This window comes from Staphylococcus sp. Mo2-1 (genome assembly GCF_046721385.1).
Lineage (GTDB): Bacteria > Bacillota > Bacilli > Staphylococcales > Staphylococcaceae > Staphylococcus > Staphylococcus equorum_A.
The window spans coordinates 997,533-1,020,725 of record NZ_JBEUUK010000001.1 but is presented as its reverse complement, the minus strand read 5'-3'; the positions used below and the strand labels follow the sequence as shown (position 1 = coordinate 1,020,725).

Genomic DNA, 23,193 nt, shown 5'->3' with positions numbered 1-23,193 from the left:
TTATTGTGTACTATTTGAAGTAGCTGTTCCACTTCTATTTGCATTGGTAGTGTTTGTACCACTTGTATTATTGGTATTCGTGCTACCAGTATTGTTACTACTTGAACTATTACTGTCTGAATCACTATCAGAATCACTGTCTGAATCACTGTCTGAATCACTGTTACTGCCTTGACCTTTAGGATCATTATCAGTTGTATTGTCATCAGGTTCACCTTTAACTGATAAATTATCTTTACTGTCTCCGCTAACAGAATCTGGTTTCGTGAAGTCTTCACCATCGCGTGGCGAAATATTAGACATTACATCTTCTAATAGGAATTGAGGATATTCTTGTTCATCACTTCCTACAAATGAGTTTGTTCCGCCTTGTTTAACTTCATTGAATCCCATCCATACAGACATACTGTATTTAGGAGTGAAACCATTAATCCAAACATCTTTAGCAAGCATCATCAGGTAGATTATACTGTTGCTGAGTTTGTTGACCATAAGTACCTGTACCTGTCTTAGCACCTATGTTTAATCCAGAAATGCCATGTCCATATGCAGAGCCATAAGCCTCAAATGTACCTTTAAGTGTTTCGGCTAGCATATAAGCAGTAGAATCTTTCATAGCTTTTTTACTTGTATGGTCATATTCAATGACTTCGCCATCTTGTTTTTCAACTTTTTCAATAGAATGTGCATTGTTGTACTCGCCACCATTTGCAATTGCGGCAAATGCTGATGCTAATTGTGTAGGAGAGAACTCAGATGCAGAACCACCTAATACTTCAGAAGGTCCAATATCTCCTTCGTATTCTAATCCTACTTTTTCAGCGAATTTCTTCGGTGCATCGTTTCCAGCATTTTCTTTTGTTGATTGCCAAGCTTTTAAGGCAGGGATGTTGAAACTTTGACGTAATGCATCATAAAGTTTAACTGTTCCGTGACTTTCCAAGTCATAGTTTCTAAATGTAACACCATCAACTTGATATTCTTCTTCATCTTTCATGGCATGATCTGTTGCCCAAGACATGTTTTCAATTGCTTGGACCATAAGATAAGAATGGTTTTAATGACGATCCGGTAGGGTGTGCATCTGTTGCTAAGTTTCTATCAACGACGTCTTTATAATTTCTACCACCAGATATTGCAACAAGTTCACCAGTTTCACTATCTACGATAGATGAACCAACTTGTTGATCATCATTTTTATAGTAGCTACCATTATCTATACGTTCTTGCAATGTATCTTGAACATCTTTGTCCATATTCGTATGAATCTTAATGCCACTATTTAATACAGATCCTAAATCTTCACCTTTGAACGCTTTATTATTCATAAGCTCTGATTTCACAAAATTAATATATGAATCATATTCTTTTTTAGAATCATCATTGCTTACTTGTCGTTCTTCATTAGTTCGTTGAACAAGTGTATCTTGTATTTTAGTATCTTGTGCTTTTTCTTTCTCTTCTTTAGAAATCCTATTATGATATTCCATGAGATATAGCACAGTATTTTTACGTGATTCCGCTTCTTCAGGATTATCATAAACATTATACGTATTTGGTACTTGTGGTAATCCGAGCAAGATATGCTTCCTCAGTTAAAGTTAAATCTTTCAATTCTTTATCAAAGTAATATTTAGCTGCCGCTTTCACACCATAAACACCATCAGAATAATAAATCTTATTCAAGTACATTTCGAATATTTCATCTTTACTGTACTCTTGTTCTAATCTGTATGATAAGTATGCTTCCTGTGCCTTACGTGCGATAGATTTTTTATCTGTCAAGAATGATCGTTTAACAACTTGTTGTGTTAAAGTCGATGCACCTTGCGAACCAAATCCACCAGTGATATTTTTGGCAACAGCGCCGAACAGACGTTTATAGTCAAGTGCACCATGACTGTAGAAGCGATTATCTTCTGTAGCCAAAACAGCATCCTTCATTGCTTTAGGTACTTCATCTAATTCAACATGTTCACGTCGTTGTCCGTTATCAATTGTTTTCACCAATTCTCCATCTTTATCATAAATCTTAGCTGGGATTGGATCTTGTAATTTTGACTCAGTAAATGTCTGGAGCTTTCCAAGCATAATAAGCAAATAACAAGATACCTATTAACGCTAAGACAATGAAGGCAATGATAAGAAAGCCAATTATCTTGATTATCGTTCGTTTAATATTCCTATTCTTTTTTTGCTCGGACTTACCTTTCTTTTTAGATTGGGAAGTCCTTTTTTCTCCGTCATACGCGGTCCTCACTTTCATCTAATATCAACTTATCAACAGCTTTGAGGTAATTCAATCGTGGTTGATACTGATAAGGAATATAGTAACCATTTTTTCTTACTTCTTCAACCGTTACCGACTTTTTAATGTTATTTGTATGTCTTTCCCAAAAGTATTCAAACTTAGAATAGGGAAGTAGATATACTTCATCAAGCGTTTTAAATCGAATTAATAAAAATACTATTCCATTTTGTTTGAAACAAGACGCCATATGTGAAACTTGGTGTTCATGCATATTACTCAATGGGAAAGAAGTTTTATTTTTCGTTTCTTTCGCTTCAAAGTCAAGGTAATGTCCATTATAAATACCATTATAATCAGTTGTAGACGGCGTTCGGAAATAAGCCTCATTAATTACAGCCTTACTTCTCATAGGATAATGAACATTTACGATTTGAACAGGCGTTGGTTTTTTATGTATAACCGCCATTCCATGGTTCAAATAGTAAGTGTTCGACAGTTCGATATCATTTTCAAGCGACATACCTCTGCCACCATAGTCTATTTTACCCGTTTGACCCTTATGAGTTCGTCCGACTTGAGACTTATTTCTATTAAATGGTTTCCCATTAGGGTAATTCATTGTTTTTCACCACTTTAGTTTGGAAATCAAAAACTTTTTCCATTATACCCGACTTTGGCAAATTTTTCCAAACCTTGAAATATGAATCAATGTATTTACAAATACATCAAGTACATTTTAACGTGCTTTGCATAATTAAACAATATTTGGAACTAAATAAGGCGCTATTATAACATAATTGTAAGACGACGCTTTAGAAATGACGCACATTGTCTTTTATGGTAAATTTATTGTGTAGGAGGAAACTTCATGCAACAGTTAATTACGCAATTATTAGATGATGTACAGCTTATGCAAGATAAATATGAATCCGTAAAAGCATCTGGCGAAGATTATGATTTTTATTCTGTTGTCGTCCCATTCACGAATAATATTGATGAATTGCTCACATCCTTTATTCAATATGAAACTCAAATACTTCAATTGCAATATATGAACAAACAAAAATTTGATTTATTAGTTTCTAATATCGAAGAATTATCTGTGGAGTGCCACTTTAAGCGCTCAAGCAGAAAGTTATTCACAGAAAAAATAAAGGCTGTTCAATATGATTTAAGCTATATTCAAAGAAGTGAGTTGTATCTATGATAAAAACAGTTTATGTCACAGGCTATAAATCTTATGAACTTAATATTTTCAAAGATGATGCTCCAGAAGTTTCCTATTTAAAAAAATTTATAGCACATAAATTAAATCAATTGATTGAAGAAGGCTTAGAATGGGTATTAATACAAGGACAGATGGGTATAGAGTTATGGACAGCAGAAGTAGTACTTGATTTGAAAGCAACATATCCAGAACTTAAATTGGGTATTATAACGCCGTTTTATGGTCACAGCGATAGATGGAACGAACAAAATCAAGCTAAATATCAAAATATCACACAAAAGGCTGATTTTGTAGATAGTGTGTTTCATTCACCATACGAAGGACCTCATCAATTTAAACAGACAGATCAGTTCATGTTAGATCACACAGATCAAACATTATTAATATATGATGAGGAGCAAGAAGCAAGTCCAAAATTCTTCAAGCAAATGTTAGTTGATTTTATGGAAAAAACAAATTATACTTGTGACATTGTGACGTTCGATGAATTAACTGAGTTCATCAATGATTTACAGTGGTCTCAAGAACAAAGTTTCGAATGAGGTGGGAAAAAATGGCAGATATTTCATTGAAATTATCAGCAAAGGATATTTATGAAAAAGATTTTGAAAAAACTATGACACGTGGTTATAGAAGGGAAGAAGTCGATGCCTTCTTAGACGACATCATAGCCGATTATCAAAAAATGTCAGACTTAGATAGTGAAGTTGTTAAGCTTTCCGAAGAAAACAATAAACTAAAAAAAGAACTTGAAGAACTTAGATTACGTGTAGCAACGTCAAGACCACAAGAAAATAAGAATTTCTCTTCCAATAGTAATGCTGCAACTAAGAGTAATAACAACAATAACAATAATAATAATGTTGATATTCTAAAAAGAATTTCTAACTTAGAAAAAGCGGTATTTGGAAAATAACACGCTAATGAATGATTATAGTGTGTGCAAATCGTAGATATAGCTTCATCTACATAAAACCAAGTTTTGATTTCATTCAAAACTTGGTTTATTTTGTTTGTTTAGCCGTCTAAAGCATGGTATACTTTCAAAGATGGTGTTTTGGGTGATCGCTATAGCAATATAGAGGAAAGTCCATGCTCACACAATCTGAGATGATTGTAGTGTTCGTGCTTGATGAAAAAATAAGTCAAGGCATTAAATTGACGGCAATGAAATAACCTAAGTCTTATAGATACGGTTAAAATAGTTTGAAAGTGCCACAGTGACGTAGCTTTTATAGAAATATAAAAGGTGGAACGCGGTAAACCCCTCGAGTGAGCAATCCAAATTAGGTAGGAGCACTTATTTAACGGAATTCAACGTATAAATAGGACATGCTTTTAAAAGCATGTAGACAGATGGTTACCACCAGCGTACGAGTGTATCTAGTACACGATAGCAGTACAACGGTACAAAACATGGCTTACAGAAATATCATCACTAGACCCAAGCTCTCCCACATAGGAGAGCTTTTTTAATTTCTAAAGTTATAGAAGATATTCATTAACCTGAGTTGCATTAGAACTTAGTACAATGTCATATCTATTTAAAAATTTTTTTGATAAAATATAAGTAAATCTTTATTTAAGAAGGAGCAAACTAATGTATCAATTATTAGCCGTATGTCCTATGGGATTAGAAGCAGTTGTGGCAAAAGAAGTTCAAGAATTAGGTTATGAAACAACTGTCGAAAATGGCAGAATATTTTTTGAAGGTGACGAATCTGCAATTGTTAAGTGTAATTTATGGTTACGTACAGCCGACAGAATTAAAATTGTAGTAGGTCAATTTAAAGCCACTACATTTGATGAGTTATTTGAAAAAACAAAGGCTTTACCATGGGAGACAATTGTTGAACAAGATGGTAACTTCCCAGTACAAGGTCGTAGTGTGAAATCGACGTTGTTTAGTGTTCCTGATTGCCAAGCAATTGTAAAAAAAGCAATTGTTGAACGTTTAAGACGTGCGTATCAAGAACGCGGTTGGTTAAATGAAACAGGTGCAAAATACCCAGTGGAAGTTTCAATATTAAAAGATAATGCACTTCTTACAATAGACACTTCTGGTTCAGGATTGAATAAACGTGGTTATCGTTTAGCTCAGGGTGAAGCACCAATTAAAGAAACACTTGCAAGCAAGTTTAATTCGTTTAGCGAATTGGACAGGTGATACGCCGTTAATAGATCCATTTTGTGGTTCAGGCACAATAGCAATAGAGGCTTGCTTAATCGCGCAAAACATTGCACCTGGGTTTAATCGTGATTTTGTTTCTGAAAAATGGGACATGATGCCTGACAATTTATATGACGAAATGAGAGACGAGGCAGATCAACAAGCTGATTACGATAGAAAACTTGAAATCTATGCTTCGGATATCGATCCAGAAATGATAGATATTGCACGCAGAAACGCTGAAGAAGTTGGATTAGCTGATATTATTCAATTTAGCGTGAAAGATGTTAATACACTTACAATAGATACAGAGGAGCCACTCGCACTTATAGGTAACCCGCCATATGGTGAACGTATCGGTGACCGTGATGAAGTAGAAGTTATGTATCGCTATATTGGTGAACTAATGCAACAACATCCTCATCTATCTACTTATATTTTGACAAGTAGTACAGAATTTGAACATTTAGTTAACCAAAAGGCGACTAAGCGTAGAAAGTTATTTAATGGATATATTGAATGTACGTATTATCAGTATTGGGGTAAAAGAAAACCTCAAAATTAAAATTTGATAAATTGAAAAAGTAGAAAGAGGTGCATCTTTTGAACACTGAATTTAAAAAGGGTATCGTATTCGCTTTTGCTCGCTTATATATTATGGGGCGTCCTACCCATATATTGGGATTTAATTAGAGATTTAGGCGCATTTGAAATCTTAGCATATAGAATTGTGCTTTCGATGATATTTATGCTATTTGTTGTAGTGTTCACTAAAAATACTGGGCCCTTTAAACGAGATGTTCATCAACTCTTTACAAATCCAATTCAACTCATTGCTATTATTGCAAGCAGGTTATGTAATTACAATTAACTGGGGCACATTCATATGGGCTGTAGCAAATGGTCATGTGCTGCAAACGAGTTTAGGATATTATATTAATCCACTCGTAAGTATAATACTTGCGCTTATTTTCTTGAAAGAACGTTTTAATAAATTAGAGTGGATCGCAATTGCATTAGCAGTTATAGGTGTACTCTATATGACATTGAAAATGGGTGTATTCCCAGGTATTTCCTTATTATTAGCAAGTTCATTTGGCTTGTACGGATTAATTAAAAAACTAGTGCCGATAGATGCCATTAGCAGTATCACTATAGAATGTATTGCTACTGCTCCAAGCAGGCTTTATATATCTATGGTATATATGGCAACAAGGGAGTTCTTCTCTAGGAGTTAATAGTTCATCATTTTGGCTATTATTCTCAGGGGCGATTACAGCGATTCCGCTAATACTGTTTTCAGCAGGCGCACGTAGAATTCCCTTGTCTTTAACTGGCTTCATACAATACATTGCTCCAACGTTGATGTTTATATTAGGGATATTCTTATTTAAAGAACCATTTAATATTGACCAGTTAGTAACGTTCATTTTTATATGGATTGGTATTATTGTCTATAGCATTTCACAGTACTTTAAAATTAAGAAAGATAAAACCCCTGTAATTCGTTAACAATTTAAGTTTATCATTACAATTAGATCTCTAGATGTTGAAAACTGTATTAAGTTGATACTTAAGAACTGTTTAACATATCTAGGGATTTTTCAATTCAATATATTATAGTAATCAATTAAGCACTCAGATTGTAATCAAGTATGTTTTAAGTTTAATATGAGGGTAAAGAGGTTAACTATAGTACTGTGAGTATAAACAGATTATATGTAACAAACGTATTTCAGATTTTGGAGATAAAAAGAGACTTAAAACATTTTTGATTATATAGTAAAATTACTGTAACAATAAAATGATATTGGAGTGATTGGATGACAAGAGTATTAATTCTAGGGGCAAATGGTGCAGTTTCTAAAGCAGACTATTAATTCTTTTTTAGAAAACACATCCTATACCTTAAGATTATTTTTAAGAGATGCGAATCGATTACCGGACTTTGCATCAGATAGAATTCGTGTGCGTGAAGGTGACGCTACTAACTTTGATGATGTTAATAGTGCAATGGACGATGTAGATATCGTTATAGCTAGTCTATCAGGTGATCTTGATAAAGAAGCAACGACTATTGTAAAAGCAATGCAAACAAATGATGTGAAACGTTTAATCTTCGTAACTTCTCTAGGTATATATAATGAAGTACCAGGAGAATTTGGGGAATGGGTCCAAGCAACAAATAGGTGATAGACTACCTGTATATAAAGAAGCAGCTGACATTATTGAAAATTCAGGGCTAGATTATACTATTTTTAGACCAGCGTGGTTAACTCATACAAACGAGATTGATTATGAAATCACTCAAAAAAATGAATCCTTCAAAGGCACAGAAGTATCTAGAAAAAGTGTAGCGACTGTCGCTGTTAAAATTGCTAAAGATCCAAGCCTTTATTTAAAAGAAAACATTGGTATCAATAAGCCTAATACTGATTACAGTAAACCTAAAGGGAGTTAATAATTAAGTAAGTGTATATAAAAGCTGTAAGTTAAACAATAGACAGACTAACAATACTGAAGCGGATATATAAGATAGCTCATCATAAACTATCTTATGCTATTGTCATTCCAAATATGTTTGGAGTGACTTTTTTATTACAGCCGTTTATATCATAACGACATATTTTAATAATTAGCCTAGTGATTAGAATACACTACGTACGCAACGTAACATTAAGACAAATTATCATTAATACGTAATTAAAAGAAATTTAATTTCACTTACTACCTTTAGACAAACAATAATTTGTTATACAATAAGATTAATTACATACAAGTAATCAAAGGGGATACATATCATGTCTAATACTGAGCAACTCGATATTTTATATAAACTAAAAAAAGAAGTTGAAAAATCAAATAATGGACGTCTTGTCCACATTATCAATCAAGTTATTAAAAAGGTATACTTAGAACAATACACTGCAACTTTTGTGGGCCACTTCTCAGCAGGGAAATCTACTTTAATTAACTTACTCTTAGAAGAAAGTATTTTGCCAAGTTCACCTGTACCAACAACAAGCAATACGGCTATTGTTTCTGTGTCAGACGAACCAGGAATTATTGCAAACTTGAGCAATCAACAATATACATTATTAAATAATTACGATGAAGTTAAACAAATGAATCGTGAAAACATAGATGTAGAATCTGTAGAAATAAAATTTCCATCAGACAAATTCAAAAAAGGTTTCACGTTACAAGATACACCTGGTGTAGATTCTAATGTTGCAACACATCAATCAAGCACTGAGGAATTTATGTATACGAGTAATGTACTTTTTTATACAGTAGATTATAACCACGTTCAATCAGCTTTAAATTTCCAATTTATGAAACAGTTAAATGCAGCAAATGTGCCTGTGGTATTTGTAATTAATCAAATAGATAAACATAGCGAAGAAGAAATTACTTTTGAGACATTTAAAGATCGCGTAGAGAAATCAATCGCTGAGTGGGAAATCGAATTAGATCAAATATTTTATGTGTCAAAATATGAGCATGAATATAATGAAATTGACACGCTTTCTAATTATTTGATTGAAAAGGACACCCATAGAGAATCTATCGAGGATTATGTGGAACGAATTGTTAAATTTATTACTGATGAGCAATTATCTTATGTTCAATATGAAATTCAAGATATTTTAGAACAACTTGATATTTTCGAAGCGGATTTTGATCAAGCTTATCTCAATTTCCAACAAAATCAAGAGGTCAGTGAAGAAGCCAAGTTATTAAATAACCCTGATGAATTATATGACTTTTTAAAGCAAAAACGTAAAGATATTTTAGATAATGCATACATCATGACGCATGACACGAGAGAAAAAATCAAAATTTATTTAGAAAGTCGTACGAAAGACTTTAAAGTTGGTGGTTTATTTAATAAAAAACAAAAAACATTAGAAGAACAGCAAAAGAGATTAACAGCAGTTGTTGAACAACTCCAAGACAAAGTGAATCAAGAAGTCAGACAACCACTAAGAGAAGATATGTCATTTTTAACACGATTTATAAATTCTTCAGAGGTCAATGATGACATTCTTAATCAGCATTATACAATACACCCAGAGCTCATAACAGATTTATATCAAATGCAAATAACGATTAGTAATCAATACGTTTTAACATTTGCAGATGATTTGATGGCTTCACTCAAAAAATTCATTGCAAAAGAATCTGATCCATTATTTAAAAAAGCCATTAACCATTCACAAGCAAATGATATCGGCACAGAACAAGAAGACGATTATAATGATTATGTGAAATTTATGGAAATGCGTAATTTAAGAGAGTCTTTGGAAACACAAAATTATATGCATTATTACATTCATATGGATGACTCCTTGGATAAATTAATAGACAGAACAGAAATCAAATACACAGCGAAAGACAATACTGATACTGTGAAGGCAAGTAAGAGGAACACTGTTGCAACACATTACGATAACCAAGATAATACCCAAAACATCAAAAATGCACTTGAATTAATTCAAGATATCCCATTATTCGAACAAACAAAACAAGACATTGATGATACATTAACCCGGTTAGAGAATAAAGTTGTTAAAATAGGGGTCTTTGGTACATTTAGCGCAGGTAAGAGTAGTTTAATTAATGCGCTATTAGGTGGTTCGCACTTAGTCAGTTCTCCTAATCCAACCACTGCGACAATGACTGAATTAACTTATGGTCATGAAAGTCAGATAACCCTTAAATCATCTGAGCAACTTTTAGATGAGTTGAATCAAGTTTTCGAAATTGAAAATAAAACATTTGAAAGTATTGATACGTTTTTAAGTAAAAATACAGATAAAATCAAAGCAACTTTGGAAAAAAATCAATTGGCTTTTGTGAACGCAGTTGAAAAACATTACAGTATGTATAAACGCAGGTTAGAAGAAGGACAAACACATACTATTCCGCAAGACGACATTAAAAAGTGGAGTGCAGAAGATGAGTATGCAACGTTTGTAAATACAGTACACCTTAAACTACCAATAGAATGGTTAAAAGATAAAATCATCGTTGATTCTCTAGGTTTACATTCAAATAATCAACGTCATACGAACGAAACTGAGAAAATACTGACATCTTCAGATTTAATCTTATATGTTAGTTATTTTAATCATTCATTTACAAATAATGACAAGCGCTTTATTGAACACATGAAAGAAATGAACCAGTTAAATGAAAATCAAGCCTTCAAAATGATTATAAATGCGACCGACTTAGCAGAAACTGACGAAGATTTAAATGCTGTGATAGAATATGTTGGTGATGCTTTAACTCAAGTCAACATGGATTCAGATATTTTTGCTGTTTCTAGTAGAGAGGCGCTTAAGTCTGGCGATAAAGGTATCGATAAATTACAGGAGAGTATTCAATACTTTACTCAAGTTGAATCTAAATATATACTCCAACAACAAATGTTAAAACAACTCACACATATTTCCGAAGCGTTTGAGCAAATGATTGAAGAAACAACGAATAACAAAGCTCAAATTGAACAACGTAAACAAAAATTAAAAAATTATAAACAATCAACAGTGTTGAGTTATAACATATTACAAACTGCAGAACAACGTGCTTCAAATGAAGTAGAAGACCAGATCTATCATTTAAACGAACGTTTGAAATTACAATTACAAGATGAAGTCAAATCTATTTATAATGGACAAATGACAAAAAACAGTAATTTCAACGAAGAAAAACGACTATCTACGAAAATTTATTTAGATCAAATTCATCAACGCTTGTACTTGGAGCAATCCTTACTTGTTGAACGCGTCAAAAAATACTTCCACGAACAATTGCATAATGAAATTGCGCCATTGAAACAAAAACTTGAACAATTGCATGTATTTATTGAACCAGAATTTGATAAAAACAATATTGAATTAGATGAACCTTATTTAAAAGTGGAGTTAAGTCATATGATTGATGCATTACCTAAGTCACTTTCTAAAAAGAATATACTGCAACCTAAGACACAGGGTGAATTACAAGAACAAATTACACAAGAAACAATCAAGTTGCTCGCCCCTTGTATTGCTGATCTTAGAAAAGCACTCAATGAAATCGTCTTAGTTATGGACGAAAATGCTGAAACAAAATTCAAGCAATTTGAAAATGACATTCATCGTCAAATTAAAGAATTATTATCATTTGAAATCGATGATGCATTGATTCAACAATTGCAAGAAACGAACGCACAATTAAAAGTGTTATTGTAAATAAGAAAGAGGTACACAAAATGTCTAATAAAATATTACTAATAGATGGCATGGCTTTATTATTCCGCCATTTTTATGCTACAAGTCTTCACAAACAATTTATGCGCAATTCTTCAGGCACACCTACAAATGGGATACAAGGATTTGTGCGTCACGTATTTAGCGCAATCAATGACATACAGCCAACACATGTAGCTGTATGTTGGGATATGGGTAAATCCACTTTCAGAAATGATATGTTTGATGGGTATAAACAAAATAGACCGGCACCACCTGAAGAACTTATTCCTCAATTTGATTATGTGAAAGAGGTGTCCAATCAATTTGGTTTTGTAAACATTGGCGTTCAGAACTATGAAGCTGATGATGTTATTGGAACCTTAGCACATCAATATTCTGATGAAAATCAAATTTATGTAGTAACTGGTGATAAAGACATACTACAATGTATCAATCCCAATGTAGAAATTTGGTTAACTAAAAAGGGGTTCAGCATTTATAATCGCTACACGCTTGATAGATTCCAAAGTGAATATGGATTGAATCCGTTACAACTTATTGATGTAAAAGCGTTTATGGGAGATAGCGCAGATGGTTATCCTGGTGTAAAAGGTATAGGAGAAAAAACAGCAATTAAACTTATTCAAAATTATGGTTCTGTAGAATCTGTCGTTGACGCAATAGACGAATTAACACCTGGTCAACAGAATAAAATAAGTAATGATATGCAAAATTTAAAGGTTTCCAAGTCTTTAGCTAAAATTCACACTGAAGTACCTTTAGATACAACAACGTTATTACAAGATATGAAATTTGGTACAGATATCACTAAGATATTAAATATCTGTAACGAACATGAGTTATACGTATCAGGAAAATACTTGTCTACTCATTTCAGTTAAACATACAAATAAAAAGTGGCTGTTAGCAATCCTTCTGGAAAGTTAGCGACCACTTTTTATATTATTTGCCTTTTTTATTTTTAGAAATTTTGTATAGTGCATTTTTAGCATGATGATTTGCTTCTTTATTTTGATTTCTAGGAATCCATCTTACAAAAAGTAAATCAAACTGTTGTTCTAATTTTAACATTTCACTGTAATAAGGTTTGAATTTATTATTTTTTACGCGTCCCTTATTCAAACTATCTTCAATTAATTTTGAATCTGTATAAACTATCGCCGTCGTCACTTCGTGTTTCACAGCACTTTCTAAGGCAAACACTAACGCGGCCCATTCAGCACTATGGTTATCCATTATACCTAAACTAGCGTCATACTGAATCCGTTCATTGTCTGTTACTATGACAACGGCACAAGCACTTTCACCTGGATTACCGGCAGTAGCTGCATCAAAATATATTTTCGCCATAAATTCACCCACATTATTTAAGTTAATCTAATCTTATCAAAACTATTACATTTATACTATATAATCGCTAATCATATCAGTTGGAAATTCAATATATTTTTCGTATCATAGATATACATTGAATTTATACTTAATTAGTCGGAGTTGAGCAAGAGAGGTCTGATACTTTGAAAAATATGTTTATTATACATGGTTATCAAGCACATACTGATAGCCATTGGTTTCAATGGTTAGTTGCTAAAATGAAAGCTTCTGATTATGATGTCGAAGTCATATATTTACCAGACTCAAATCATCCAGATATAGATCAGTGGTACAAAGCATTACACAATAGTATGGCATATAAATTAAATTCCGAAACGCTTATTGTCGCTCATAGTCTTGGGGTAGTATCCGTGCTTAATTATTTATCTCAACTTCCTCAATGCCCACATATTAAAGGATTATTTTTAGTTTCAGGCTTTAATGAAACATTAAAGAATTTACCAGAATTAGATTATTATATCAAACAAACTAACATTCAGCTTGATCGCATTAATGCTCAACATATTATTACTATTGGTAGCGATTATGATCCTGTTGTTGATATACGTGCAACAGATCGTTTGTCTAAAGCTTTAGGAACTCAAACAATTCATATACCACACCAAGGACACTTTCTAGCTAGCGATGGTTATGTAACATTTGAATATCTAAGAGAACAAATTACTACTGTTTTAAATCAAAAAAACTCTGAAATCGGTATATAACCAATTTCAGAGTTTTTTTAGTAACCTTCATCTAATTTCTGTATTTTACCTTTTCGATACATAGATTTTGCCCAGTAACCGAACGGCACGTTAAATATTGTAGAAATAATTTTCAACAAGTAAGTTGTTATAAAAATTTCAAATACTGCTTCATTTGGCATTGTTCCTAAAAACGCAATAGCTACGAATAATGCTGTATCTATAATATTACTAATTATCGTACTTCCATACGCCCTAATAATAAATGTTCTATCTGAACTGAACACCTTTTTAATCAATGAAAATAGCAGTACATCTAAATGCTGTCCAATGATATATGCAATAACAGAACCTAATGCAATTCTAGGCACAAGATTAAATATTGTATCTAATGCACCTTGCGTCGTGTCCACGGGAGATGGGGTGAAGTGTAACGATAATTGCATGACAATAATCATGACTAACGTTGAACTAAAACCCAACCAAACCGCACGCTTTGCAATTTTCCTACCATATATCTCATTCAAAATGTCAGTAGCTAAATATATCGATGCAAACATTACATTACCTAATGTTGCAGAAATAGTAAAAATATCTACTGTTTTTATTACTTGTATATTAGCGATAATTGTACCAATTGCAATCCAAGCAATTAACCCTTGTTTTCCAAAAAAGCGATACATTGCGACTAATAATAAAAATGTGATTAAAAACGTTAACACACCAAAAACTTCGTTAAACAATTTAAATTCCTCCTAAATTTTGATGATGCGGGTGTTTAGAAACCGCATATTTAACAACTGCATTATCTTATCAGATAAATTAAAAATTGCAAGTATACTTTAAAAATTAATACACATTATTTCTACATTAATCTTAATTGCAAATTTAATATTAAACAATCGTAGTTACAAATGATATAATACTTTCATGCGTCAAATCTTAATATAATTAAATACTTTTATTTACAGAAACACAGGAGAGTGAAGATTATTCTAACTTATTCTGAAAAAGAAGCAATTGATGCGATAGATCATTTAATGAACACCTACTGCAAAGAATGCTTGCTTAAAAATCATATCAGAAAGACTGAAGGAAAAACACAGGCACATCACTTTTGTATAAATGAGTGTTCAATTGGAAAACAAATTAAACAAATAGGAAATGAATTACAATAAGGAGGATTTATCATGGAAATTTTAAATGTAGAAGCAACCCCAAATCCAAATACAATGAAATTTGTATATAGCGTAGAAGGTGGAGACACAAAACCCAACACGTATACTAAAGTAAAAGAAGGACAACCTGAATTTATTAATGCAGTATTAGAAGTAGAGGGTGTTAAATCTATATTCCAAGCTATGGATTTTATTTCAGTTGATAAACAAGCTAATGTTGAGTGGGATGATGTATTACCGAATATATTAGCTACGTTAGAAAGAATATAAATATAACAAGGAGGTTCCTTGATGGAAATTGTTCGTGTTGAACCTACACCAAGTCCAAATACAATGAAAATTGTCTTGAGTGAGAAAAGAGAAGATAATAAATCAAATACGTATACTGCAGTTGCAGAGGGACAGCCTCATTTTATTAATGATGTATTAGCAATAGAAGGCGTTAAGTCTATATTCTATGTCATGGACTTTTTAGCAGTGGACAAAAAGCCGAAATTTGATTGGGAAGATGTTTTACCTAACGTAACTGCAACGTTAAATGAAGACCAAGAAGAAATAAGTGAACCTTTGCCTGATGAACACTATGGAGAGGTTAAGGCTGAAGTATTAAAATTTAAGGGGATTCCTTATCAAATTAAACTTACTACAAGCTCTGAAGAAAAACGCAAACAATTACCAGAAATTTATATAGATAGCATGCTAGGCTGCACAAAAAGATAATGATAATATTGTCTTTCTTCGCAAATGGGATGATTTAGGTGTGCGCTACGGTGAATTAGACGATATTATGTCTGAAGTATTTGAAGAAATTACTGCGATTTATCCTGAAGAACGCTTAAAAACACTTGTCCAAGAAGCATTAGCTACAGATATTGTTGTACCAGAAAAACAATATCAACACGTTACGCTTGAAGCTTATCAAGTCTGCGGATGACTGGAAAGAAAGATTAAGAATGTTAAAATCCTTCCCAACACCAACTGTACAAGATTTCCCATTATTAGGTGAAGCAGTGAGCGATGAGCAAAAAATACCTTTGAGACGTGAAGCTATCGTACTACTTGGAATGGTGGAAGATAAGGCTGTATTACCTTATCTGTTTAAAGGTTTAAATGATAAAAGTCCTGCAGTAAGACGTACGGCAGGAGATTGTTTAAGCGATTTAGGTTTCAAACAAGCGCTACCCGAAATGGAAAAAGCATTGAATGACCCACAAAAAATTGTAAGATGGAGAGCGGCAATGTTTATCTTTGACGAAGGTGGCCCTGAACAACTTGAATCATTAAGAGCACATGCAGATGACCCTGCATACGAAGTAAAACTACAAATAGAGATGGCAATTTCTAGAATTGAAAATGGTGACGAAGCTTTAGGATCCGTTTGGAAACAAATTGCTAACAGAAACAAGTAATTACTGATAAAAATGAATTAAAAGATAAATTTTAGGAGTGTTATCAATGAATGCATATGATGCTTATATGAACGAATTATCTACACAAATGCGTAGTGAATTAACAGAACATGATTTTGAAAGTTTAGAATCTGCTGAAGCAGTTTCTAATTATATGAATAATGTCGCAGCAGATGACACAACTTTTGTAGTTATTAACTCTACATGTGGTTGCGCAGACTGGGTTAGCAAGACCTGCAGCAGTGACTGTAGTTGAACAAAACGATAAAAAACCTAGTAATAAAGTCACAGTGTTTGCAGGACAAGACAAGGAAGCTACTGAAGAAATGAGATCATTTATTCAGCAAGTACCGTCAAGTCCATCATTCGCTTTATTTGAAGGTCAAGAATTAAAACATTTTATTCCACGCGAACATATTGAAGGTAGAGATATTCAAGATATTTGTATGGATATCAAAGATGCTTTCGATGAATATTGCTAATTACTTAATTTAATATAATCTGTTATTTTATATTAAATGATAATAGTAATTGGACTTGGATAAATGTTTCTCTAAACCAACTTATCATATCTAACTTATTATTTAAGATATGGTAAGTTGGTTTTTTAAATTTAAAAATAATGCTACATTTTAAACGTTTTCAAAAAAATAATGTATACTTTATATAATGTGAATTGTTTTTTACACAATTAATAGTAAACTCTTTTAATTGTCAGTAATTTCCAATAAGATAAATATAAATAATAGAAAGGAGTGTGATTGTTATGCTTAATAGTTTTGACCAATCATATCACAATCTATGCGAAGAAATTTTAGACATCGGTAAACAAAAAAATGATCGCACAAATACAGGCACAATTTCAAAATTCGGACATCAATTAAGATTTGACCTCTCGAAAGGATTTCCTTTATTAACAACCAAAAAAGTATCCTTTAAATTAATTGCAACGGAATTATTGTGGTTTATCAAAGGTGATACGAACATTAAATATTTACTCCAATATAATAACAATATTTGGAATGAATGGGCGTTTGAGAATTATGTGAAATCATCAGATTATAAAGGGCCAGATATGACCGATTTTGGACATAGAGCACAAGCAGATGAATCTTTTAATAAACTATATAAGGAAAAAATGCAAAAGTTCAAACAACAGATTTTAAACGATGATGCATTTGCCCAAAAATTTGGTGACTTAGGCAATGTGTATGGTAAACAATGGCGCGACTGGGAAGATAAAAATGGTAACCATTTCGATCAACTTAAGACTGTTATAGAACAAATCAAAAACAATCCGAATTCTCGACGTCATATTGTCTCAGCTTGGAATCCAACTGAAATAGATACCATGGCATTGCCACCATGTCATACGATGTTTCAATTCTATGTACAAGAGGGTAAATTAAGTTGTCAACTTTATCAAAGAAGTGCAGATATATTTTTAGGTGTGCCATTTAATATTGCTAGTTATAGTTTATTAACGCATTTAATTGCGAAAGAATGTGGACTAGAGGTTGGAGAATTTGTGCATACATTTGGCGATGCCCACATTTACGCTAATCATATTGATGCTATAGAAACACAATTATCACGTGATGGTTTTGAACCACCTCAATTAAAAATCAACAGTGATGCTTCTATTTTTGATATCAATTACGAGGATTTGGAAATTATAGATTATAACTCTCATCCGAGCAATAAAAGCACCGATAGCAGTGTAATCTACAAAACGATCAAAATTGATTAATATATGATAATTATTAAAAATTCAAAATAATATTTTACTATATTAGCAGTAGGGAGGAAAAATATGACACTATCAATACTTGTAGCGCATGACCAACAACGTGTTATCGGCGTAGATAACACATTGCCTTGGCATTTACCGAATGACCTTAAACACGTTAAAAAATTAAGTACTAACAATACCCTCGTTATGGGACGCGCAACATTCGACTCTATAGGAAAACCACTTCCTAACAGGCGAAACGTTGTATTAACTAGAAATAAAGCGTTTCAACATGAGGGCGTTGATGTAATTCATTCTATGGATGATATATTTGATTTACCTGGCCATGTTTTCGTATTTGGTGGTCAATCATTATTTGAAGCAATGATTGATAAAGTTGACGATATGTATATCACAGTAATTGAAGATAAATTTGATGGGGATACATTTTTCCCACCTTATACATTCGAAGATTGGGAAGTCGAATCATCAGTAAAAGGGGAATTAGATGACAAAAATACAATTCCTCATACTTTTTTACATTTAATTCGTAAGAAAAATTCATAGGAGGACATTATGATTAAAAAGAAAATTGTAACCGATTCAACTTCAGACTTATCAAATGACTATTTAGTTGAAAATGATATCCATGTTGTACCACTTAACTTAACAATAGATGGAAAATCATATGTAGACCAAGTCGATATCACTTCTGAAGCATATATACAAAGAATTCAGGATGATGCAGATGTTAAAACAAGTCAACCGACGATTGGCAAATTCATTGAGATGTATGATGAATTAGGTGCTGATGGTTCTGAAATCATTAGTATTCATATCACTTCGGGATTAAGTGGTACTTATCAAACTGCACTGCAAGCCAGTCAAATTTCTGATAGCAATGTAACGGTTATAGACTCTAAATCAATTTCTTTTGGTTTAGGTTATCAAATTCAGCACGTTGTAGAATGGAATAATGAGGGTATTGCAACTGAAAAAATTATTGAAAAATTGAATGAATTACAAAAAAACATTAAACTTTATGTTGTTATTGGCCAACTTAATCAACTGATTAAAGGTGGGCGTATTAGTAAAACAAAAGGTTTAATTGGGAATATGATGAAAATTAAGCCGATTGGTACACTTGTTGATGGTAAACTTGAAATGTTACACAATTCACGTACGCAAAATGCAAGTGTTCAATTCTTAAAGAAAGAAATAAGTCACTTTATAGGTGATAGGAATATAAAATCTATTGGTATTGCTCATGCCAATGTCATTGAATTTGTAGATAAGGTTAAAAAGCAATTTTCTGAAGAATTTAATTTCCATCATTTCGATACAAATATAACAACACCTGTTATCTCAACACATGCTGGTCAAGGCGCCATCGGATTAATTGTTTTAAGATCTTAATATGATTTTGCTCCATATATGCTGTTACTATTAATAAGAAAATTTACAGTCCTTATATTATTTATAAACAATTTGATAGCATATCTCTTAAAATAATGGTAACTTTATGACAAAATAGATATAGGAGGTATATTATGGCTTATGCGACATTAGTCGGCGGTTGTTTCTGGTGTTTAGTTAAACCTTTTACTTCTTATCCAGGTATCGAAAATGTTGTTTCTGGTTATAGTGGTGGCCACTTGGATAATCCTACTTATGAAAGTGTAAGTACGAATCAAACTGGTCATGTAGAAGCAGTACAAATCACATATAACTCTGAAATCACTTCCTTCGAAAATATTTTAGATGTTTATTTCAAAACATTTGACCCAACTGATAATGGTGGCCAATTTTTTGATCGTGGTGAACACTACGAACCAGCCATTTTTTATCACAATGAAGAACAAAAGAAAGTCGCAGAAGCAAAAATACAGCAATTAAATGAACAGGCTATTTTTAATAATCCTGTAATTACACCCATCAAACCATATAAAAACTTTTATCCTGCTGAATCACAACATCAAGATTATTATAAAAAAAATCCATTGCATTATGAGCAATATCAACGTGGATCAGGACGTAAAGCATTTATAGAAAAACATTGGGGGGAACAAAATGATTAAAAAAAGCAAAGATAGTTTAAATGAAATGGAATACCTAGTTACACAAGAAAATGGAACAGAACCTCCATTCCAAAATGAGTACTGGAACCATTATGAAAAAGGTATTTATGTCGATAAAATTTCAGGAAAACCTTTATTCACCTCAGAAGAAAAATTTGAATCAGATTGTGGTTGGCCTAGTTTTTCTAAAGCTCTAGATGATGAAGAAGTTGTTGAACTTGTAGATAAAACTTTCGGCATGGTACGTACAGAAGTACGTTCAGATGATGCAAACAGTCATCTCGGTCATGTATTTAATGATGGACCGAAAGAAAGTGGCGGTTTAAGATATTGTATTAATTCCGCAAGCAGTTCAATTTATTCCTTTCGAAAAGCTTGAAGAATTAGGCTATGAAGATTTAATATCACATTTTGAAAAATAAGGAGCGAACAAGATATGTTTAAAAAATTATTCGGCAAAGGTAAAGAAGTCAATAAGGATAGTGTTATTTATGCGCCAATTACAGGGGAATATGTAAAAATTGAAGATATTCCAGACCCAGTTTTCGCACAAAAAATGATGGGCGAAGGTTTTGGAGTAAACCCAACAGAAGGCGAAGTCGTATCACCAATCGACGGAAAAGTAGATAATGTATTTCCAACTAAACATGCTATAGGCTTAAAAGCTGATAATGGTTTAGAATTGCTCGTTCATATCGGTTTAGACACAGTTCAATTGGATGGCAAGGGATTTGAAGTTTTAGTTGAAAGTGGAGATACAGTAAGTGTTGGCGATCCATTATTACGTTTTGACTTAGATTATATTAAAGAAAATGCAAAATCTGTAATTTCACCAATCATTATCACAAATTCTGATAATACCTCATCTCTTAATGTTGCAGATGTAAATTCTATTACTAAAGGCGAGACAAAAATCGTTGATGTGACAATGAACTAATGAAAGATCATTCATTTTATCAATTTGTGCTAACGGCAAGAGGTCGTAAAAACGAAAAAGGTGAATTAGCAGAAGAAATTTTTGATGATTTATCTTTTCCAAGACAAGAGAAAGATTTTCATATTATATCTGATTATATAGAGACACAAGGCAATTATCCCATTTCAATGGCTGTGTTCGATGATTTATATGAAGAATATACAGAATGGCTAAAATTTTAAATCACTTAATGTTTGTGTATATAGATTCAAATATATTAAAATATTATAGTGTCATATAAGTAGCTGGGATTAATCGAATATGGTTCAATCCTAGCTTTTTTATTTTAGTTAAACTTTAATAGGAATTTTTACATATGTAGTAGGAAGTGATTAAATGTCAGATCATAAAGACATACATGAGGAAAACAGTAACGACAGTAATAACGATAATAATCACCAAAATAAATCTAAATTCTTAAATTTCAAACGCAGACCATTTCATTTTATTGATAATAGCTACTGTGATCATCACAGCACTCATTGCAGTATTTGCAACAATTGGCGTTAGTAATTGGAAAAGCGGACTAAATAGTGATCAACGAACAGAAATGCAAAAGGTGCAAAAAGTTTATAAAACTTTAAATAATGAATATTATAAAGAGACAGATTCAGAAAAATTATCTGAAGTCGCTATTGATGGAATGGTAAAAGAGTTAGATGATCCATATTCTGACTATATGACTAAAAAAGAAACGAAATCTTTTAATGAAGATGTTTCTGGAGATTTTGTAGGTATCGGCGCAGAAATGCAAAAGAAAGGCAATAAAATTGAAATCACAAGTCCAATGAAAGGTTCGCCAGCTGAAAAAGCAGGTATACAACCTAAAGATGTTGTGACTAAAGTTGATGGTAAATCTATCAAAGGACAACCATTGGAAGCGATTGTAAATAAAGTGCGCGGTAAAAAAGGAACGAATGTAACTCTAACAATTGAAAGAGCTAACCAGGCACACGATATCACGATTGAGCGTGATAAAATACACGTGAAAAGCGTTGAATATGAAAAACAAAATGACATAGGTGTCTTTACTATCAATAAATTCCAAGATAGCACTGCAGGTGAATTAAAATCTTCAATTATCAAAGCACATAAAGATGGCGTCCGTAAAATTGTTTTAGACTTACGTAATAACCCAGGTGGTTTATTAGATGAAGCGATTAAAATGGCTAATATATTTATAGATAAAGGTGAAACCGTTGTACAACTTCAAAAAGGCGATCATAAAGAAGAAATTACAGCTTCTAATGATGCTTTAAAAGAAGCTAAAGACATGGAAGTATCAATTCTTGTCAATAAAGGCTCTGCAAGTGCTTCTGAGGTATTTACAAGTGCTATGAAAGACTATGATAAGGCCAAGGTTTATGGTTCTAAAACATTTGGTAAGGGAATTGTTCAAACAACAAATGAGTTTGACGATGGATCATTATTAAAATTCACCAACATGAAATGGCTAACACCACATTCACATTACATTCATGGTAAGGGAATTAAACCGGATGTAAAAATTAATGAACCAGAATACCAAACATTAAATGTTATACCTAATGATAAAACATTTGAGTTGGGTGATAGCGATAAAAATGTTAAAACAATGAAGGTTGGATTATCTGCATTGGGTCATAAAGTAAATAATAATTCTAATGAATTTGATAATGCTTTGCAATCTGCTATTGAATCATTCCAAAAAGAAAATAATTTGGAAGTAAATGGCACATTCGACAAAAAAACAAATGAAAAATTCACCCAAGCGCTTGTCAACAAAGCAAATAAAGAGGATACTGTTTTACAAAATCTTCTTAAAAAATTAAATTAACTATAGAGAGGTAC

At 32.4% G+C, this 23,193-nt stretch carries 16 protein-coding genes, 1 other RNA gene and 9 pseudogenes; 22 read left to right on the top strand and 4 right to left on the bottom strand.

All coding sequences use genetic code 11. The features are described from left to right. Both ABLV95_RS05135 and recU read right to left on the bottom strand, forming a co-directional pair. A pseudogene (locus ABLV95_RS05135) lies at positions 1-2,247 on the bottom strand (transglycosylase domain-containing protein). Next, on the bottom strand, positions 2,244-2,870 hold the full coding sequence (gene recU, locus ABLV95_RS05130; protein ID WP_285323178.1) for a Holliday junction resolvase RecU: 627 nt from the start codon (positions 2,868-2,870) through the stop codon (positions 2,244-2,246). Before recU ends, ABLV95_RS05135 begins: the two are co-directional and overlap by 4 nt. Positions 2,871-3,119: 249 nt before the next feature. On the opposite strand from recU, the gene ABLV95_RS05125 reads away from it, so the two are divergent. The 9 genes and pseudogenes from ABLV95_RS05125 (at position 3,120) to ABLV95_RS05085 (ending at position 12,793) form a co-directional block, all read left to right on the top strand. Then, positions 3,120-3,458: a DUF1798 family protein gene (locus ABLV95_RS05125; RefSeq protein ID WP_046465352.1), complete on the top strand. Its 339-nt coding sequence runs from the start codon at positions 3,120-3,122 to the stop codon at positions 3,456-3,458. Next, positions 3,455-4,021 (top strand): SLOG family protein, encoded by a 567-nt coding sequence (locus tag ABLV95_RS05120; protein WP_021339200.1) that lies wholly within the window; start codon positions 3,455-3,457, stop codon positions 4,019-4,021. Before ABLV95_RS05125 ends, ABLV95_RS05120 begins: the two co-directional genes overlap by 4 nt. An 11-nt stretch (positions 4,022-4,032) precedes the next feature. After that, the gene (locus ABLV95_RS05115) at positions 4,033-4,395 is read left to right on the top strand and encodes a DivIVA domain-containing protein (RefSeq protein ID WP_427704424.1); all 363 of its coding nucleotides are present in this window, start codon (positions 4,033-4,035) and stop codon (positions 4,393-4,395) included. Between the two features lie 137 nt (positions 4,396-4,532). Beyond that, an RNA gene (rnpB, locus tag ABLV95_RS05110) (RNase P RNA component class B) lies at positions 4,533-4,908 on the top strand. A gap of 171 nt (positions 4,909-5,079) precedes the next feature. Beyond that, positions 5,080-6,214, top strand: a pseudogene (locus ABLV95_RS05105) (THUMP domain-containing class I SAM-dependent RNA methyltransferase). A gap of 38 nt (positions 6,215-6,252) precedes the next feature. Then, positions 6,253-7,161 (top strand): annotated as a pseudogene (gene rarD / locus ABLV95_RS05100) (EamA family transporter RarD). 311 nt (positions 7,162-7,472) lie between these two features. Beyond that, positions 7,473-8,110: pseudogene (locus ABLV95_RS05095) on the top strand (SDR family oxidoreductase). Positions 8,111-8,450: 340 nt separating this feature from the next. Beyond that, on the top strand, positions 8,451-11,891 hold the full coding sequence (locus tag ABLV95_RS05090; protein ID WP_460876559.1) for a dynamin family protein: 3,441 nt from the start codon (positions 8,451-8,453) through the stop codon (positions 11,889-11,891). Positions 11,892-11,911: 20 nt separating this feature from the next. Beyond that, the gene (locus tag ABLV95_RS05085; protein WP_046465346.1) at positions 11,912-12,793 is read left to right on the top strand and encodes a 5'-3' exonuclease; all 882 of its coding nucleotides are present in this window, start codon (positions 11,912-11,914) and stop codon (positions 12,791-12,793) included. Between the two features lie 61 nt (positions 12,794-12,854). Here ABLV95_RS05085 and ABLV95_RS05080 read toward each other — a convergent pair whose 3' ends face one another. Continuing rightward, positions 12,855-13,262: a ribonuclease HI family protein gene (locus ABLV95_RS05080; protein WP_427704429.1), complete on the bottom strand. Its 408-nt coding sequence runs from the start codon at positions 13,260-13,262 to the stop codon at positions 12,855-12,857. A gap of 176 nt (positions 13,263-13,438) precedes the next feature. Here ABLV95_RS05080 and ABLV95_RS05075 point away from each other — a divergent pair, with 176 nt between their 5' ends. Next, on the top strand, positions 13,439-14,011 hold the full coding sequence (locus tag ABLV95_RS05075) for an RBBP9/YdeN family alpha/beta hydrolase (protein ID WP_460872880.1): 573 nt from the start codon (positions 13,439-13,441) through the stop codon (positions 14,009-14,011). Between the two features lie 17 nt (positions 14,012-14,028). Here ABLV95_RS05075 and ABLV95_RS05070 read toward each other — a convergent pair whose 3' ends face one another. Beyond that, positions 14,029-14,733, bottom strand: coding sequence for a queuosine precursor transporter (locus ABLV95_RS05070; protein ID WP_427704431.1), 705 nt, complete (start codon positions 14,731-14,733; stop codon positions 14,029-14,031). 240 nt (positions 14,734-14,973) lie between these two features. Between ABLV95_RS05070 and ABLV95_RS05065 the strand changes: the two genes are divergently transcribed. The 12 genes and pseudogenes from ABLV95_RS05065 to ABLV95_RS05010 all read left to right on the top strand — a co-directional run bounded on the left by ABLV95_RS05065 (position 14,974) and on the right by ABLV95_RS05010 (position 23,179). Next, positions 14,974-15,168: a zinc-finger domain-containing protein gene (locus ABLV95_RS05065; RefSeq protein ID WP_046465342.1), complete on the top strand. Its 195-nt coding sequence runs from the start codon at positions 14,974-14,976 to the stop codon at positions 15,166-15,168. Positions 15,169-15,180: 12 nt separating this feature from the next. Beyond that, the gene (locus ABLV95_RS05060; protein ID WP_002507599.1) at positions 15,181-15,438 is read left to right on the top strand and encodes a NifU N-terminal domain-containing protein; all 258 of its coding nucleotides are present in this window, start codon (positions 15,181-15,183) and stop codon (positions 15,436-15,438) included. A 21-nt stretch (positions 15,439-15,459) separates the two neighbouring features. Next, a pseudogene (locus ABLV95_RS05055) lies at positions 15,460-16,577 on the top strand (conserved virulence factor C family protein). Positions 16,578-16,623: 46 nt separating this feature from the next. Next, a pseudogene (gene brxA / locus ABLV95_RS05050) lies at positions 16,624-17,059 on the top strand (bacilliredoxin BrxA). 284 nt (positions 17,060-17,343) lie between these two features. After that, a pseudogene (locus ABLV95_RS05045) lies at positions 17,344-18,301 on the top strand (thymidylate synthase). An 89-nt stretch (positions 18,302-18,390) separates the two neighbouring features. Next, positions 18,391-18,876, top strand: a complete 486-nt coding sequence (locus ABLV95_RS05040; protein ID WP_069815623.1) for a dihydrofolate reductase — start codon at positions 18,391-18,393, stop codon at positions 18,874-18,876. Positions 18,877-18,885: 9 nt separating this feature from the next. Then, complete coding sequence (locus ABLV95_RS05035; RefSeq protein WP_460872652.1) at positions 18,886-19,725, top strand: DegV family protein; 840 nt, start codon at positions 18,886-18,888, stop codon at positions 19,723-19,725. Positions 19,726-19,859: 134 nt separating this feature from the next. Continuing rightward, positions 19,860-20,387 carry a peptide-methionine (S)-S-oxide reductase MsrA gene (gene msrA, locus ABLV95_RS05030; RefSeq protein WP_460872651.1) on the top strand — a complete coding sequence of 176 codons (528 nt, stop codon included), beginning with the start codon at positions 19,860-19,862 and terminating at the stop codon, positions 20,385-20,387. Further along, a pseudogene (gene msrB, locus ABLV95_RS05025) lies at positions 20,380-20,809 on the top strand (peptide-methionine (R)-S-oxide reductase MsrB). Before msrA ends, msrB begins: the two are co-directional and overlap by 8 nt. A 14-nt stretch (positions 20,810-20,823) precedes the next feature. Continuing rightward, entirely contained in the window at positions 20,824-21,324 is a 501-nt protein-coding gene (locus ABLV95_RS05020) for a PTS sugar transporter subunit IIA (RefSeq protein WP_046465335.1), read from the top strand. Next, positions 21,324-21,545, top strand: coding sequence for a YozE family protein (locus tag ABLV95_RS05015; protein ID WP_046465334.1), 222 nt, complete (start codon positions 21,324-21,326; stop codon positions 21,543-21,545). Before ABLV95_RS05020 ends, ABLV95_RS05015 begins: the two co-directional genes overlap by 1 nt. 154 nt (positions 21,546-21,699) lie before the next feature. Continuing rightward, positions 21,700-23,179, top strand: a pseudogene (locus ABLV95_RS05010) (S41 family peptidase). The last annotated feature ends 14 nt before the right edge of the window (positions 23,180-23,193 follow it).

What these genes read in the sequence shown, in the direction of transcription:
- recU (WP_285323178.1), bottom strand. Translation starts at nt 2,870, where the DNA reads ATGAATTACCCTAATGGGAAACCATTTAATAGAAATAAGTCTCAAGTC.
- ABLV95_RS05125 (WP_046465352.1), top strand. Translation starts at nt 3,120, where the DNA reads ATGCAACAGTTAATTACGCAATTATTAGATGATGTACAGCTTATGCAA.
- ABLV95_RS05120 (WP_021339200.1), top strand. Translation starts at nt 3,455, where the DNA reads ATGATAAAAACAGTTTATGTCACAGGCTATAAATCTTATGAACTTAAT.
- ABLV95_RS05115 (WP_427704424.1), top strand. Translation starts at nt 4,033, where the DNA reads ATGGCAGATATTTCATTGAAATTATCAGCAAAGGATATTTATGAAAAA.
- ABLV95_RS05090 (WP_460876559.1), top strand. Translation starts at nt 8,451, where the DNA reads ATGTCTAATACTGAGCAACTCGATATTTTATATAAACTAAAAAAAGAA.
- ABLV95_RS05085 (WP_046465346.1), top strand. Translation starts at nt 11,912, where the DNA reads ATGTCTAATAAAATATTACTAATAGATGGCATGGCTTTATTATTCCGC.
- ABLV95_RS05080 (WP_427704429.1), bottom strand. Translation starts at nt 13,262, where the DNA reads ATGGCGAAAATATATTTTGATGCAGCTACTGCCGGTAATCCAGGTGAA.
- ABLV95_RS05075 (WP_460872880.1), top strand. Translation starts at nt 13,439, where the DNA reads ATGTTTATTATACATGGTTATCAAGCACATACTGATAGCCATTGGTTT.
- ABLV95_RS05060 (WP_002507599.1), top strand. Translation starts at nt 15,181, where the DNA reads ATGGAAATTTTAAATGTAGAAGCAACCCCAAATCCAAATACAATGAAA.
- ABLV95_RS05040 (WP_069815623.1), top strand. Translation starts at nt 18,391, where the DNA reads ATGACACTATCAATACTTGTAGCGCATGACCAACAACGTGTTATCGGC.
- ABLV95_RS05035 (WP_460872652.1), top strand. Translation starts at nt 18,886, where the DNA reads ATGATTAAAAAGAAAATTGTAACCGATTCAACTTCAGACTTATCAAAT.
- msrA (WP_460872651.1), top strand. Translation starts at nt 19,860, where the DNA reads ATGGCTTATGCGACATTAGTCGGCGGTTGTTTCTGGTGTTTAGTTAAA.
- ABLV95_RS05020 (WP_046465335.1), top strand. Translation starts at nt 20,824, where the DNA reads ATGTTTAAAAAATTATTCGGCAAAGGTAAAGAAGTCAATAAGGATAGT.
- ABLV95_RS05015 (WP_046465334.1), top strand. Translation starts at nt 21,324, where the DNA reads ATGAAAGATCATTCATTTTATCAATTTGTGCTAACGGCAAGAGGTCGT.